We start from the raw sequence: 14986 nt of genomic DNA, 5'->3' as shown, positions 1-14986 counted from the left end.
GTGCCCGTGCAAGCGAGGTACGCCGGGGATGCCGGCGGCGGGTCGAGACGGTCAGCGAACAGTAAGAGGTAGGTTGGCCGTCAGGACCCAACGGCACCTGACGTAGGACTACCGATAGCAGCCCATGAGAGATTCGTTCCCGCGGTCGGGCGAACTGCGTCCATTCCCTGCGCAGAGAATGTCTAAATGCTGGTCACAACGATTTTTCTTGCATCGCCCGGTACCGGCCCGGAGTGAGACCAGTGCATTCCCGAAAAGCCGTCGCAGCACGATTCCGACTCACCCACCCAACCAGGTTGCCGGCCTCGGCAATCGACACTCCAGACTCACGAAGGAGCCGCGCCATCTCCTCAACACGGAGCATCGTGAGATATGCCAGCGGCGTCTTCCCGTAAGCGTTCGTGAACACTCGGACGAGTTGCTTTTCGGAAAGGTGTACCGCTCCTGATAGTTCCGAGAGCAACCATGCACGGCGCACATCAGAGGCCAGGAGCTCTCGCACAGCACGGGCCTCGGCCCGCAGCGGTGCGAACCGCCGCCCACGCGGGACCGACGGGCGCGTGCGCGCCCGCTGAGCCGGAAGAGTGCGAGTCGGCGAGACGTGGATGAACGGGGACACCTGGTCGATCACCGCGTGCCAGAGCGCCTGCATCCGGTGGAATCGTTCCCGGTACTGCCCGTCGACGCTGAGCGCGACCAACTCATCAAGCCACGGCATCAGCATCCCGATCCGATCCTCACCAAGCCCCATCAACTGTGCGGGCTCGGTGTAGATCGTGTCCGCGACACTCTGCGACGCGAAGCGATCCTTGACGATATCGATGTACTGCCAGAAGAACTGATCCAGGATGAAATCGAGATCGAGATAGATCACCGTGACGGTGACGTGGCCCTCGGGTTGCGCGCCGCAGAGCACGTTCGCGCCGAGCAGCAGCACGTCACCGACCTTCGCGTGCTTCTCCCCAAACTCGCTGTAAACGATTGCCGATCCGTCGCGCACGGTGGCGAGCTTTACGCAGTCATAGGTCTCGGGGCCGACTGGTCGGTGAAAGGTGCGGGTGCGGGCGAGCAGTGGCTGGTAGCCACCAGTAGCCACCAGGTCCTGATTCGCCAGCGAAAGCCGATCGTTCCCGCTACTCATCGCTGACGCGCTCATGGTGAGCCCGGCCAGATCAGAGAGCGGGCTCCCCATGAGCGCGTCAGAGGACTTGAGCGGGACACCTGGCTTCCTTCCGTCGAATTACTCCCATTGTCGCAGGAGGGCTTCGAGAGCCGCGGCCGCTTGGAGCGGGAGCACGCCGTTGCCGAGCGCGGTTATCTGTTGGTTCGCGGTCAGTACGTAAGCCGGGCCCGTAACCCAGCCCCGTTCAAGTCCCATCAGCCCTTCGAGGAACGCCGGGGCCGGTCTCGGTCCGCCGGACTCATGAAGGAGTGCCGGGCTCGGAGCCGCACTCCCTGTGATGTACTCCCATCGGGCTATGGCGTCGGCGTATCGTCCCCAGCGGTGAAGATGCCATCTATCAGCGACCACAGACTCTCCGACTCGTTCCGACATTCGGTCGAGCCATTCGGCCCGTGCAAGGCGAGGTCGATGACCTGATGAGAGAGCGCGATTGTTCCCGCTCTCCCCGCCGCGGGAAGCGTCCGAGGCGAGCGGCGTGCGAAAGAGAATCGGCGCGATGCGCGAGAACGAAGACGCGGAACCGGGGATGCGGTGCGCCGATGAGGGAAGCGGGTAGGCCGATCCAGCGCGCGTCGTACCGGAGGTCGGCCAGGTCTCCGAGTACGGCGCCGAGCGCCCGGAGAGGTCGAGCTGGCTCGTCTCCCACACCCCAGAGGCCGGGTTCCAGATCGCGAAGGGTTGCGGGGTCAGGGGTTGCATCGGAGACTCCTTCGGGGGTTGCACGAACGGCGGATGCGGAGAGCAGACCGCGCACGTTCTCGATCACGACGTACTCGGGGCGCAACCGGTCGATCGCGTCGGCCATGTGCGACCAGAGCCCGGAGCGGGTGCCAGGTGTGAGGCCGGCCATCTTCCCGACAGTCGAGACATCCTGACAGGGGAACCCGCCGCAGAGGATATCCACCGGCGGCACGTCCGCCCAGTTGATCGTGGTGATGTCGCCGAGGTTCGGCGCGTCCGGCCAGTGGTGCGCGAAGACGCGCTGCACGGGACTGATCTCGGAGAACCAGACCGTCTGCGCGTGGAGGGCATGTTCGACGGCGAGGTCGAGACCGCCGTAGCCGGAGAACAACGACCCGACGCGGAGAAGCGCGGCGCTTGGGGCGGGGTCTTCTCGCATCGGGGCTCCCGGTGATCGGTGCTCCCGGCCCGCACGCCCAGTGCTGCCGGATGGTCACCTCTCAGGTGCACCCCGCGCCCACCTCGAACGCTCGGAACTCTCACTCGCAAGTTCCGTCGCCGACGCACGCCAGCCTGACCTCGCCGAGGCGCAGGCGATCAGCTCGTCGTACGTCTCGTTCCTGACCTTCCACGCGTCTTGCATCTGCGGTTTGACGCGTGCATCACTCGCCTCAGAAGTCACACGCTGCTCGCGCCGATCTGCTCGTTGCGCCGTAGCTGTCTACGCGCACCTTCTTCCTGACCGAGACTCCACGGAGGAAGGGACGCGCGCCATGAGCACGGGAGCACCGAGGTACCAGCCAGCCCAGTTCGAGGCGTCGGGGTGGGAGTCGGGCACGCCGGAGCGCAAGGCCCGGTTCGTGAACTCGCTGCTGCGGTTCATCGCTGCTGACTTCCCGCGTGAGCGCTTCACCCGATCCCTGTACGGCGGGTTTTCCACTCACGGCTGCTTCGGGTTCATCGCGCACTACAACCTCGACGGCTTCTACGAAGCCCAGCTCTCCACCCCAGACCGACGCGCCCGCTTCCTCCACGACCTGCGCCAGGAATGCGAACGCGACGCCCGGCATGATCGGCCTGATCTATGGAGCGACGTGAAACGCGTGCTCGCCGAACGTCTGCAACCCCAGGAACTGCAGCCACCAGCCCGACGGCTGCCAGCACCTACGCGGCGGCACTCCTCGCCGAGCAGGCGCGACTGCCGGACGCTCTTCTGACCCGGCACCGGGGTTGCGTGAGGTTGCACAGTGCAACCTCACGCAACCCGATTGCACCTGCTTGTGGGGAGAGCGGAGCCGTTTGAGGCGATGGTTCAGTCGCTAGCGCGAGGGGACTTGAACTGACCTCGACCCCCTCGCGCCGCGAATCTCGGGCGAGCATTCTACTGTATGAAATCAACGATCTACGGCATCTAACCTGTGGATAACTCCACCGCGATACCCCGACCTACAGGCTGCTTAGCACTTTCGTTAGCACTTTTCGCAGCCCGAGCTAGGAGTCGTGCAAATTGCAGAGTAGCTAGCCACCGCATAGGCATGATGGGGAAGTTTCACGGGCTCTCAAGCTGAGCGATCCAGGATCCGGGCGGTGCTGGCCTCTGGGGTGAGGTCGAGCCTGCGGAGTAACTGCGCGTTGAGGGCGACGACGACGGTGGAGACGGACATGAGGATCGCCCCGATGCTCATCGGCAGTACGAAGCCGATCGGCGCGAGGACGCCCGCGGCCAGCGGCACGGAGACGAGGTTGTAGCCGGCCGCCCACCACAGGTTCTGCTTCATCTTCCGGTACGCCGCGCGGGAGAGCTCGATGACGGACAGCACCGACCGGGGATCGGAGGAGGCCAGGATCACACCCGCCGAGCCGATCGCCACGTCGGTGCCCGCCCCGATCGCGATGCCGACGTCGGCCTGGGCGAGTGCGGGAGCGTCGTTCACGCCGTCGCCGACCATGGCGACCCGGCGACCTTCGTGCTGCAGCTCGGCGACCTTGGCGGCCTTGTCCTCGGGGCGCACCCCGGCGAACACGCGGTCGATGCCGAGATCCCGCGCGACCGTCTCGGCGACGGCCCGCGCGTCGCCGGTGATCATCACGACCTGGACCCCGGCGGCGTGCAGCGCGTCGACGGCCTCGCGCGACTCGGGTCTGATCTCGTCGGCCAGCCGCAGGGCGCCGATGACCTTGCCGTCGGCGATCACGTGCAGGATGATCGCGCCCTCTTCGCGCCAGGTGTCGGCGACGGGGAGTTCGTCCGCCCCGTGCTGGTCGAGCAGGTACGGTCCGCCGACCTCGATGACGATTCCATCGACGGTCGCCTTGACGCCGACCGCCGGGGAGGATGAGAAGTCCGAGGCCACGGGCACGTCGAGCTCCCTGGCGCGCGCGGCGCCGACGATCGCGCGGGCGAGCGGGTGCTCGCTGTCGGCCTCCGCGGCGGCGGCCAGGGCCAGCACCTCGGCCTCGGTCCGGGTGTCGGCGGGATCGATGGCGGTCACCGTCGGCTCGCCCTTGGTGAGGGTGCCGGTCTTGTCGAACAGAATCGCATCCACGGTGCGCATAGACTCCAGCGCGAGGCGATCCTTGACGAGCACTCCGCCGCGGGCGGCGCGTTCGGTCGCGATGGACACCACCAGCGGGATCGCCAGGCCGAGCGCGTGCGGGCAGGCGATGACCAGCACGGTGATCGTGCGCACCACGGCGGCGTCGGGCAGCCCGACGAGCGACCAGATAGTGGCGGTGATTGCCGCCGCGCCCAGGGCGAACCAGAACAGCCACGCCGCCGCGGTGTCGGCGATCCGCTGCGCCCGGGACGAGGACGCCTGAGCGTCTGCGACGAGCTTCTGGATACCGGCGAGGGCGGTGTCGTCGCCGGTGGCGGTGACCTCGACGCGCAGGCCGGAGTCGGTGGCGACGGTGCCGGCGACCACCTGATCGCCGGTCTCCCGGCGCACCGTCTTCGACTCGCCGGTGACCATCGACTCGTCCATCGAGGCCGCCCCGTCGACGATCCTGCCATCAGCGGGTACCGAGGAACCCGGGCGCACGATCACCACGTCGCCGACGGCCAGATCAGCAGGAGCGACCTTTGCTACGTCGTTGCCGTCGATTTTCTCGGCCTCGTCGGGCAGCAGCGCGGCGAGCGAGTCGAGGGCGGAGGTGGTCTGCGCGAGCGAGCGCATCTCGATCCAGTGCCCCAGCAGCATGATGACAACCAGCAGCGCCAGCTCCCACCAGAAGTTCAGCTCGTGGTGCAGCATGCCGAGGCTCGCACCCCAGGAGGCGAGGAATGCGACGGTGATCGCCAGTGCGATGAGCAGCATCATGCCCGGCTTGCGGGAGCGGATCTCGCTCAGCCCGCCCGAGAGGAACGGCCTGCCGCCCCAGAGGTAGACGACCGTGCCCAGGATCGGCGACACCCACGGCACCCACGCGGCCTCGGGCAGCTGATAGCCGACGAGGTGGGCGAACATGTCGTTGCAGGCCACCACCGGCACGGCGAGCACGAGCATGATCCAGAACAAGCGCCGGAATTGCCCGACGTGATCCCCGTGTCCGGCATGCCCATGATCATGTCCGCCGTGTCCCTCGTGGTGCGCGTGGGCGTCGTGGTGATGGCTGGAAGGCTCGCCGTGACTCTGGTGGTGGTCGTGCGAGTGGTGACCGGAGTGGGTGTTCGGCTCGTCGTGGTGCGCGTGCTGAACGTCCACGTGCTCAGGATGCGCGTGCGATCGTGTCGAGGGATCGTTGCTCATGGTCTCGTCTCCTTCGTTCGTCACCCCAGCCCAGAGGCGAGACCGGGGCGAAGGTTCCGCGCTCCCGTGCACGTCCGCACGTCGGGAGCGCGGAACCAGATGCCGTCAGGCGGCGTAGGCGTAGCGGTCGGGGTCGGCGTCGAACAGGGGCCCGCAGGCCGCGCAGCAGAACCAGTACCGCTGCCCGTTGTGGTCGCGGTAGAGTCCGGCGGCCTCAGCGTCGGCCTTCACGACCGGGGTGCCGGCCATGACCTGGCACTCGGTCATCGCATCGGCCGGCGTCTGGGCGATGGTCTCCGCACTGGGCGTATGGTCGCAGCAGCTGCCACCCGTGGCGGAGGTGTCGGTGAGGTTGAGGTTCTCGTATGCAGTCATCAGGTAGATCTCTTCCTTTGGTTGATTACGGTTCGATCGGATACGGATCAGATCGCAAGTGAGCGCCCGGCGGCTTGTAGTTGCATGTATCTGCCACTCATTATGGTGACTCGCTCCCGCATTCTCGTGACAATCTTCTCGGGCTTTCGCTAGGACATGGCTCCTCCAACACAATACCCCTTAGGGGTATTCCTGGCTGGTGTGAACTTCCTCAGCGAGGCGCTGCGCTTGCCCGGTGGGGCGGATGTGACGCAGGCGGGTAGCGGCGATGATCGCGGCCACCGCGGCGATGACCGCGGAGACGATCGCCGCCATGTTCAGGCCGCCGGAGAAGGCCGCCTGTGCGGCGGCGATCAGCTGTTCGCCCAGCGCGCCGGGCAGTTCCGCAGCGGCGGCGAGGGAGCCGTCGATGCTGTCCGACGCGGCGGCCGCGGCCTCCGGGGAGAGCCCGTCGGGCAGGGTGCCGTCGATCCGGTTGCGGTAGGCGGCGAGGCCGACGCTGCCGATGACGGCGACACCGAGCGAGATGCCCAGGTCGTTCGCCGTGGTCGCCAGCCCCGAGGCGCCGCCGGTCTTCTCCGGGGGCACCGAGCCCACCACGAGCTCGGTGGTCAGTGCCATCGAGGGGGCGACGCCGGGGTAGGTGATCACGAAGCTCGCGATCACCAGCGCCAGGCCTGTGCCGGCGTCGAGCTGGGTGAACAGGATGTAGCCGACGACCTGGGTGAGCAGGCCGATCGCGATCACGTTCCCGGGCCGGAACTTCCGTGCGAAGACCGGCGAGAGGGTCGAGACGACGATCAGCACCGCCGCCGCAGGCAGGATCGCCAGGCCCGCCTGCAAGGGCGAGAGGCCTTGCACCGTCTGGAGGTACTGGGTGAACAGCGAGTACACCCCACCCAGTGCCGCCGCCGAGAGCAGGAACACCGCCAGCGCACCGGAGACGGTGCGATTGGCGAACAGCCGCACGTCCAGCAGGGGCTGCTTGGCGCGCAGCTGCCGGAGCGTGAACCACAGCCCGATCAGCACGCCTGCGGCGAGCAGCCCGAGTGTGGGCCCGACGGGCTCTTGGGCGGCGAAGCGCTTGATGCTGTAGATGATCGCGAGCAGCCCGCCGACCAGCAGCAGGGCGCTGAACAGGTCGATCTTCGCCGACGGATCGCGGTGCTCGGGCACGAGGATTGGGGCGCCGATGGCGACGAGCGCCATGATTGGCACCGCGACGAGGAACGTCGCCTGCCAGCCAAACCCTTCCAGCAGCAGGCCGGACAGGAGTGGGCCGAGGGCGACGCCGGCGGAGATACCGCCCGCCCAGACCCCGATGGCGACGCCGCGCTGTTTCGCGTCGGCGAAGATCACGAAGATCAGTCCGATCGTTGCGGGCACCATCATCGCTGCGGCCAGTCCGAGGACGGCGCGCCAGACGATCATCAGCTCGGGGATCGTGGTCAGGGACGCCGCGATGGAGACGGCAGCGAACAGGGACGCGCCGATGACCATGAGCAGGCGCTTGCCCACCCGGTCGCCGAGCACGCCCATCGCGACGAGGAACCCGGCCATCACGAAGCCGTAGATGTCGAGAATCCACAGCAGCTGCGTGCTCGTCGGGTTCAGGTCCGCGGCGAGGTTCGGGGCTGCCAGGAACAGGATCGTCAGCATCATGAACAGCAGCGTCGAGGGGATCACCAGCACGGCGAGCCCCCACCACTGCCTCGCCCCGGCCTTCGGGGCCGCGGGGGTGCCGGGCGCGCTCATGTCGCACCCCCTCGGGGTGTGCGTGTCGTGGTCATGGTCGTGTGCTCCTCTCTGCCGGATCGCCGCCCGGGCGGGCGACCTCCCGCACAAGTCGTATATGTGTGTACGAGTTGCAACGAATACAATATCTCATACATTCCAGTACGACTTGTGAGGTAGAGCATGGCGACGAAGAACGCCCAGCCGACCGGCGGCGCTCGACGTGGCCCGGCGACAGTGAGCCGGGCGGCTAACCAGCGCGCCGACGCGCAGCGCAACCGGGTAAAGATTCTGGCCGCGACAGTGACCGCGATCCGCAAGAACCTCGACGCGTCGGTCGCCGACATCGCTGCTGAGGCGGGAGTGGGCCGGATGACCCTTTATGGGCATTTCCAGACTCGCGCAGAGCTCATTGAGGCCGCACTGGTAGACAGTCTGGAACGCGCCGAGGACGTGCTCAGTCAGATCCCGCTGGACGGCGACCCGCGTGCGGCCTTCCAGCGACTCATTGCCTCCAGCTGGATGTTCGTCGACCAATCCCGTGCCCTGCTGGCCGCGGCACAGAAGGAACTCTCCGCCGCCCGCATTCGCGAGCTGCACGAGAAGGCTGAGGCGCGCATGCGCGGACTGCTGCTGCGCGGACAGCGCGAAGGTGCCTTCCGCGCCGACTTGCCGGTGTCCTGGCTGCTGACCACCACGCACGTCGTTCTCAACGGTGCGGCCGAGGAGGTGCGCACGGGCCGGATCGACCCTGACGATGCGCCATGGTTCATCGACGCGATCTTGCTGCCGGCCTTCACCGCCCCGCCGTCGGCGAGATGACCTCGCCCGCGTATTGCAGGGGCGAGGTCAAGGGGCTTTGCGTCCGGCGAGGACGCCACCGCCGAGGAGGAACAGGGCGCCCATCGGGTAGCCGGCGACGAGATCAACCCAGCCCTCAGGCTGGGTGGGGCCGAATGTTTCGAGGTGCGCGAGCCAGTGCACGATGAGGATCACCGCGCCGAGCGCCATGAGCAGTTGGCCAAGACGCACGAGGCGGCGGTGCCGGCGGTAGGCAGGATCGGGGCCGGGAATACCGGCCGGCTGCTCAGATTTCATGAGGGTGTGTGCTTTCGTGCTGCGGGTGGGGCTACTGCCGGTAGGCGATGGTCGCCATCATCCCGGCTTCGCCGTGGTAAAGGTTGTGGCAGTGGGTGAGCCACCGGCCGGGGTTGTCAGCATCGAACTCAAGGCGGAGCGTCTGGCCGGGCAGCACGATCGAGGTGTCCTTGCGGGGGCCGCCGCCCGGATGCTGGTAGGTGTGCCCGTGGAGATGCATGGGATGCCACATCGTGGTCGAGTTCGTGATGGTGAGCGCGACCCGCTCCCCCTCGCTGATCGCGAGGGCGTCGCGGAGGGGGTCGTCCATGTTCATGCGGGAGCCGTTGATCGCCCAGTCGTACTCCTCCATACTGCCCGTGAGCTCGAGGGCAATCGTGCGATCCGCGCGCTTGGAGGCCAGCGCCACGTCATCCGCTGCCGTCAGATCGGCGGCGATCGTGGGGGTGCGGGTCTGCGGGAGGGCGGTGCCTGCCGGGGGCGGGGAACCGGCCCCGGTGGAGAGGATCGCGACGGCCTGGTCGACTTTGCCGAGCGCCTCGGCGATGACGGCGAAGACGCCGTCGCCGGCGGTGATGATCGCGTCGTAGCGTTCCCCCATCCCGATCACGACGCTCTCCGCCTCGTGCGGTGCCACGGGGTAGCCGTCCGTGTGGGTGATGGTGAGGAGGTGCCCGGTGACGCCGAACCGGAACGCGGTGTCACCGCCGGCGTTGATGATCCTGAGCCGGATCCGCTCCCCCGGTTTCGCGGTGAAGGTCTCGGGGTCGAGTCGGGGGCGCCCGTTGATGAGGTAGAGCGGATAGTAGACGTCTCCCGCGTCGCCGCCGAGGAGGTCGGAGGTGGCACCCATGAGGGTGTTGCCCATCCGCATCGGCATGCCGCCGTGGTCCATCCCGCCCATACCGCCCATGCCGCGGCTGAGTTCCGCGAACACGTCGTCGGGGGTGGCCGTGACGCCGTCGAGCCAGTCGTCGAGCACGATCACCCATTCCCGGTCGTAGTCGGCCCGCTCACGGGGGTCGTCGATGATGAGCGGCGCGTACAGTCCCCGATCGAGCTGCGTACCGACGTGCGGGTGGAACCAGTAGGTGCCGGCGTGCGGCAGCGCGAACTCATAGGTGAACGTGTCGCCGGCGTCGATCGGAGGCTGCGTCAGCCCCGGCACCCCGTCCATATCGTTGCGCAGAGCGAGGCCGTGCCAGTGCACGGTGGTCGCATCGGGCAGGTCGTTGGTGAGCGTCACGCGGAGCAGGTCGCCGACATTGCCGCGGATCGGCTCCGCGGCTGAGGCGCCCCGGTACCCCCAGGTCTTGACGGTCTGCCCGGCGAGATCCAGCGTGACGGGCTCTGCGGTGAGCGCGCGTTCGATCGTCGCCCCGGTGGTCAGGCGGCCCGCCTCGGCCGCATCGACCGCGTCCGCCGTGGGCGAGAGGAACGCGGAGCCCTGCCGGGGAGTGCAGGCGGCCAGGCCCACGGCGGCGAGGGTCAACGTGCTGGCGGCGAGGAACTGGCGGCGATTCAGGGAGACGGTCATCCGAGGCCTTTCCGGGGTCGACGAGGTGCGGGGGTACGGGGCGGGGGTCATTGCGCGTTCGCTTCGATGAAGGGAAGCGGGTCGATCGGCTCACCGTTCAAGCGCAGCGCGAGATGCAAATGCGCACCGAAAGACATACCGGTGTTGCCCACCCGTCCCGCCTCGTCGCCGATGCGCACCCGGTCGCCGACCTGGTAGGCGTGCGACTCGCCTTCCATATGGCAGTACCTGCTGGTGAGGTCTTGCCCGTCCACGAGGTGCTGCACCTTGAGCGAGAAGCCGCAGCCGTCGTTCGCCCAGCCCGCTTCCACGACCACCCCGTCACCGATGATACGAATCGGCGTGCCGTTGGCGGCGGCGATGTCCTGGGCATCGTGGAACTGCTCCACAGGGACGGTGCGGTAGCCGAAGCCGTCGGTGAGGGGCATGGTCTGGTCGAAGGGGTAGCGCAGTTTCGTATCGGTCAGCCGTGAGGGATCGACGAGGCCCTGCTCGGCATTCACGCGCTGCGGCGCGACGGGGGCGGCCTGCACTTCGACCGCGCCGATCGCGTCCAGGCCCGCGGCCTCGAATGCGGCAGGGCCGCTCACGAGCTGCTGCGCGGGGAGCTCTGCGGCCGCGGCCCCCGGCACCGGGGCGAACGGGGTGGGGAAGACAACGGGGCTCATCAGGCCGGCCACGCTGAGCGCCGCAGTCGCGGTGGCGATGAAGCTGCGCCGTGCCCGTCGGTGGCGCGCGCCGCCGCCAGTGCCGCCCGAGAGGAAGTCGAATGACGGCATGGGTGTGAGATAGACCTGCTGGGTGTTCATGCGAAGAGCCCCCCGATGACGTAGTAGTTGCCGATCGCGACCGCGATGCTCAGGACGAGGGTGCTGGGGATGAAGACGGCTGGGTTCTTGAACGGGTTTCGACGTGAATGCATAACTGTTCCATGGGTCGGTGGCCAGGGGATACGAAAGGTCCGAGGCTGCGGCACGCAGCACCGCAGTTGCTCGGAGGACACGAGCGACATGCACGCGCACCGGCGGGGTGGGCCTGTGATCGAGTTGCCCGTGCCGGCCGGATGCCCTTGGACGCCGTACTGTCGCGACACGAGCGAAGCACGCTCAGTGTGCAGGTCCTCGGGCAGGGTCGGCGTCGGGCAGCTTGACCGCCAGGACGAGTTCGGGCGTCAGTCGATCTGCCGCATCGCTCGCCGCGGCTGACTGCCGGGGTGCGTGTGCAGGCTCGTGTAGGGGGCCTGGTTTCAGGTGCGGCTGATCGACAGCGCGAATAGCGACGGCGGACGTGCCGTCTGCGGTGCGGGTAGAGCGTGGGTCAGCCAGCCGGCGGACTGGGCGGCGGCGCGGGAGAGGCGGAATACGGCGGGCCGGAGCAGGAAGAGCAGCCCGGTCAGCAGGGCCAGCATGCACAGCATGAGCATGCTCAGGTGCCCGTGGTCAGGGGCTGTGCCGTGCGCGCAGCTCGCGTCGCAGTCGACCGCCGCCCCGCTCGCCGGGCCGGCGAGGGCACCCGCCTCGACCGCGTGCGCGGTATCGTCGGCGGTCACCGTGCTCGCAGGCACGAGCGCGTCGTGCGCGGTCGTGCTACCGGACAGGGAGTGCATCGCGACCAGGCCAAAGACGAGCATCAGCACGATCGCGAACACCGTTCCGGCGCTCTGGAAAAGGGAACGCGTGGCTGCACGGTTCAGCAAATCTCGCACACCAGCCCCCTTTCGTTATGGCTTCGTTACCATACCATGTGCTCCTGAGCCGCCGCCAGACTCACCCCGTCACCACGTCGCGGCAACTCGGCCGCCCCTCTCCGCGCGGTTCCTGCGCGGCGGCGTACACCACCCTCGACCGGCATGCGCGCGCAGAGAGACGGCAGGCGAGGTAGATGAGGAATGAGATCGTGGTGAAGTACGGGCTGATCGGGATGGCACTGCCCAGGGCCAGGAGGATGCCGCCCACGCTCGCGGTTACCGCGAATACGACGCTGAGCAGGGGTACGACGACCGGGGAGGCTGACACGCGCAGCGCCGCCGCCGCGGGGGTGACGAGGAGGGAAAGCACGAGCAGGGCGCCGAAGATCTGGATCGCGACGGCGACGGCGAGGCCGAGCAGCAGCATGAAGACGATGGATAGGGTGCAGGTGTGTACGACGCGGCCGGCGGCGACGGCTGCGAATCGACCGATCCGCCGGCTGTCGCACGGTTCGACGCGGCCGTGGTTCTCAGCCAGGAACGCCGGAAATGCTCTAGCGTAGAACACAGGACATGCCTGATCTGCGGATCCAGCGCAGCACGGGGATGGAGAAGAGGAGACGACGATGCAGACCGGTCGTGGAGTGCCGCGCGGCGACGCGCCACGCCGCCGTCTGCTCGTCTTCGGCCTCCTCTCCTTGGTGCTGGTGGGGCTCTTCGGCATGCATGTGCTGAACTTCTCTTCCGGGCACGGCGGCCACGACACGAGATCCCCGGCCGCGCTCATGGCGAATGACCACGAGGCCATCGGTGCTGGCATGAGCGGCGGCGAGCTGCCGGCTGCCGATTCGGACTGGCATGCTACGGGTGCTACTGCCGCGCCGCTGGCACCGGCTGGGGATGCCCACTGTCCTGGCTCGTGCGAGGATCAGGCCCCCAGCCACGTCATGTTGATGGTGGGGTGCGTGCTCGCGCTGCTGGTGGGCTTCATACTGCTGCTCATACCGCTCATGCTGGGATATTCCTGGCACTCTCTCGTCCTCGCGATCCGCTCTTTGCCGCTTGCGGGCAGCGTTTTACCGCGCCCCCGTCCGCCGTCTCTGATCATCCTCTCAATCAGTCGCACCTGATTCGCGCTCGCTCCGGCCACGATTGCCGGAGCATGGCTGCGCCCTGCCTGGGGCGCGAATCTCCCAATGTTGACTGAACCGAAAGGACGCACACTGATGCGTATTCGCACACTGGCGCTGGCTTCAGCCGCGCTGTCCACCGCCCTCCTGCTGACCGGCTGCTCCCCGAGCGGAACATCGGGCGGGATGGCCGGCATGGATCACGGATCCAGCTCGTCGTCGACTCCCGCCGAGTCCGACGCGGAGTTCAACGCCGCCGACCAGATGTTCGTGACGATGATGATCCCGCACCACCAACAGGCCATCGAGATGGCCGACATGCTGCTCGCCAAGGACGGCATCGACAACCGAGTGATCGAGCTCGCCCAGCAGATCAAGGATGCCCAGGGCCCCGAGATCGAGACCATGCAGGGCTGGCTCGAGGACTGGGGCATCTCCGCCGATGACTCGTCGATGGGCGGCATGGATCACGGCGGCGGCATGATGTCGGAAGACAGTATGACCGCCTTCGAATCAGCCACCGGAACCGAGGCGACGCGCCTGTTCCTCGAAGGCATGATCGAGCACCACACCGGCGCGATCGAGATGGCCCAGTCCGCCCTCGATGGCGGCAAGAACCCGGACGTGCTCGAGCTTGCGCAGCAGGTCATCGACGACCAGAGCGCAGAGATCACCACGATGCAGGAGCTCCTGAACAGCCTCTGATTCCGGCCTTGACCCGGGTCCCCGCCCACGCAGGAGCGGGGACCCCGCCCGCATCCTCGCAGCTCGCACCGCTCCCCAGTGCCCCCTGCATCCTCTCCGTTGACCGGGCCGCCCGCCCGCGTCCCACAGAAAGATGATCCAATGCCCGCATCTCTCCTCTCCAGCACGCCCCGCCTGCGCGGGCGGCTGCTCGTCACCGCGGCGACGGCTGCCCTCGCCATCGTGCTGACCGGCTGCGCCGCTGTCGCTCCCGCTGCGCCAGCATCCTCGCCACCGCCAACCTTCGGCCATATTCATGCCGTGATCCCAGAAGCCGGGGGAACCCTCCTCGTCGGCACCCATACCGGCCTCTACCGCGTGGACGAGGACGGTGCAGTGGACGGCCCACTCGGCGACTACGACTTCGATCTAATGGGACTCACCGACACCCAAGGCGCGCTGATCGCTTCCGGGCACCCAGGCCTTGAAACCCCGACGGAGCTGGGCTCCCCGAATCTCGGCATTATCCGCAGCGACGACACCGGGAAGAAGTGGCACCCGGTCGCCTTCACCAACGATGAGGACTTCCACGTCCTCACTGCCAGCCCGGACGGTCAGCTCTACGGCATCGGATCAACCAGCCCCGCGCTGCGAGTCAGCAACGACCTGGGGACCACTTGGGAGTCCCGCACCGAGCTCGACGCCGTTGATCTCGCTGTAACCACAGATGGCACGATCTACGCGGCCACCCCTGAGGGCGTGCGCACCAGCACCGACGGCGGGGCATCGTTCACGCCACTCGGAGATGCGCCGCTGCAGTACCTGCTCGAAGCTGCCGGAGACACAGTCGTCGGGGTCGGCACCGACGGACAGATCTGGCAGCGAGTCGGTAAGGGCGAGTGGAAGGCAATCGGATCAGCGACGGGCACCGTCGAAGCATTGGGGCTCTCCCCGGCCGGAGACGTCATCCTCGTCGACGAACGCGGCATCGTTGCACTCGACGACGACGCCACGATCATCCTGCCCGCACTATCGAGCCCCTGACCGATATCGAAGGAGCCCTCACACCCTGAACCTCCAAGCCTCAGCGACTGCTTTCGCACCCCGGTCTCGCCACTCCGACACAGC

General features: G+C 67.6%; 15 protein-coding genes. 5 read left to right on the top strand and 10 right to left on the bottom strand.

Annotated features, from left to right (window positions below):
• Nucleotides 1-193 precede the first annotated feature (193 nt).
• Both WFL22_RS06920 and WFL22_RS06915 read right to left on the bottom strand, forming a co-directional pair.
• The gene (locus WFL22_RS06920) at nucleotides 194-1141 is read right to left on the bottom strand and encodes a helix-turn-helix domain-containing protein (protein WP_051066184.1); all 948 of its coding nucleotides are present in this window, start codon (nucleotides 1139-1141) and stop codon (nucleotides 194-196) included.
• Nucleotides 1142-1520: 379 nt separating this feature from the next.
• A complete protein-coding gene (locus tag WFL22_RS06915) occupies nucleotides 1521-2303 on the bottom strand; it encodes a DNA cytosine methyltransferase (protein WP_017883870.1) in 783 nt (260 codons plus the stop codon).
• Between the two features lie 334 nt (nucleotides 2304-2637).
• Between WFL22_RS06915 and WFL22_RS06910 the strand changes: the two genes are divergently transcribed.
• A complete protein-coding gene (locus WFL22_RS06910) occupies nucleotides 2638-3081 on the top strand; it encodes a hypothetical protein (protein ID WP_017883869.1) in 444 nt (147 codons plus the stop codon).
• Between the two features lie 342 nt (nucleotides 3082-3423).
• Here the strand turns inward: WFL22_RS06910 and WFL22_RS06905 are convergent, their stop codons facing one another.
• From WFL22_RS06905 to WFL22_RS06895, 3 genes are all read right to left on the bottom strand, one after another.
• The gene (locus WFL22_RS06905; protein ID WP_076623916.1) at nucleotides 3424-5613 is read right to left on the bottom strand and encodes a heavy metal translocating P-type ATPase; all 2190 of its coding nucleotides are present in this window, start codon (nucleotides 5611-5613) and stop codon (nucleotides 3424-3426) included.
• 105 nt (nucleotides 5614-5718) lie between these two features.
• Nucleotides 5719-5988: a YHS domain-containing protein gene (locus WFL22_RS06900; RefSeq protein WP_017883867.1), complete on the bottom strand. Its 270-nt coding sequence runs from the start codon at nucleotides 5986-5988 to the stop codon at nucleotides 5719-5721.
• A gap of 180 nt (nucleotides 5989-6168) precedes the next feature.
• The gene (locus WFL22_RS06895; RefSeq protein ID WP_336992039.1) at nucleotides 6169-7680 is read right to left on the bottom strand and encodes an MFS transporter; all 1512 of its coding nucleotides are present in this window, start codon (nucleotides 7678-7680) and stop codon (nucleotides 6169-6171) included.
• 225 nt (nucleotides 7681-7905) lie between these two features.
• Here WFL22_RS06895 and WFL22_RS06890 point away from each other — a divergent pair, with 225 nt between their 5' ends.
• Nucleotides 7906-8544 carry a TetR/AcrR family transcriptional regulator gene (locus tag WFL22_RS06890; RefSeq protein ID WP_024356142.1) on the top strand — a complete coding sequence of 213 codons (639 nt, stop codon included), beginning with the start codon at nucleotides 7906-7908 and terminating at the stop codon, nucleotides 8542-8544.
• Between the two features lie 27 nt (nucleotides 8545-8571).
• On the opposite strand, the gene WFL22_RS06885 is transcribed toward WFL22_RS06890, so the two are convergent.
• The 5 genes from WFL22_RS06885 to WFL22_RS06865 form a co-directional block, all read right to left on the bottom strand.
• Nucleotides 8572-8820 carry a hypothetical protein gene (locus tag WFL22_RS06885; protein WP_336992037.1) on the bottom strand — a complete coding sequence of 83 codons (249 nt, stop codon included), beginning with the start codon at nucleotides 8818-8820 and terminating at the stop codon, nucleotides 8572-8574.
• Between the two features lie 31 nt (nucleotides 8821-8851).
• Nucleotides 8852-10357, bottom strand: coding sequence for a multicopper oxidase family protein (locus tag WFL22_RS06880; RefSeq protein ID WP_336992036.1), 1506 nt, complete (start codon nucleotides 10355-10357; stop codon nucleotides 8852-8854).
• A gap of 47 nt (nucleotides 10358-10404) precedes the next feature.
• Nucleotides 10405-11166, bottom strand: coding sequence for a M23 family metallopeptidase (locus tag WFL22_RS06875; protein ID WP_336992034.1), 762 nt, complete (start codon nucleotides 11164-11166; stop codon nucleotides 10405-10407).
• 437 nt (nucleotides 11167-11603) lie between these two features.
• Complete coding sequence (locus tag WFL22_RS06870; protein ID WP_336992033.1) at nucleotides 11604-12062, bottom strand: DUF6153 family protein; 459 nt, start codon at nucleotides 12060-12062, stop codon at nucleotides 11604-11606.
• A 61-nt stretch (nucleotides 12063-12123) separates the two neighbouring features.
• On the bottom strand, nucleotides 12124-12612 hold the full coding sequence (locus WFL22_RS06865) for a metal ABC transporter permease (RefSeq protein ID WP_442918963.1): 489 nt from the start codon (nucleotides 12610-12612) through the stop codon (nucleotides 12124-12126).
• Between the two features lie 58 nt (nucleotides 12613-12670).
• Between WFL22_RS06865 and WFL22_RS06860 the strand changes: the two genes are divergently transcribed.
• The 3 genes from WFL22_RS06860 (at nucleotide 12671) to WFL22_RS06850 (ending at nucleotide 14902) form a co-directional block, all read left to right on the top strand.
• Nucleotides 12671-13174: a DUF6153 family protein gene (locus WFL22_RS06860; RefSeq protein ID WP_336992032.1), complete on the top strand. Its 504-nt coding sequence runs from the start codon at nucleotides 12671-12673 to the stop codon at nucleotides 13172-13174.
• 96 nt (nucleotides 13175-13270) lie between these two features.
• Nucleotides 13271-13879: a DUF305 domain-containing protein gene (locus WFL22_RS06855; RefSeq protein WP_336992030.1), complete on the top strand. Its 609-nt coding sequence runs from the start codon at nucleotides 13271-13273 to the stop codon at nucleotides 13877-13879.
• A gap of 141 nt (nucleotides 13880-14020) precedes the next feature.
• Entirely contained in the window at nucleotides 14021-14902 is an 882-nt protein-coding gene (locus WFL22_RS06850; RefSeq protein WP_024356140.1) for a sialidase family protein, read from the top strand.
• The last annotated feature ends 84 nt before the right edge of the window (nucleotides 14903-14986 follow it).

The sequence above is a fragment of the Leucobacter sp. VD1 genome, from assembly GCF_037150695.1.
Lineage (GTDB): Bacteria > Actinomycetota > Actinomycetes > Actinomycetales > Microbacteriaceae > Leucobacter.
The sequence above is the reverse complement of the archived record's forward strand: the minus strand, read 5'-3'. Positions and strand labels throughout refer to the sequence as shown.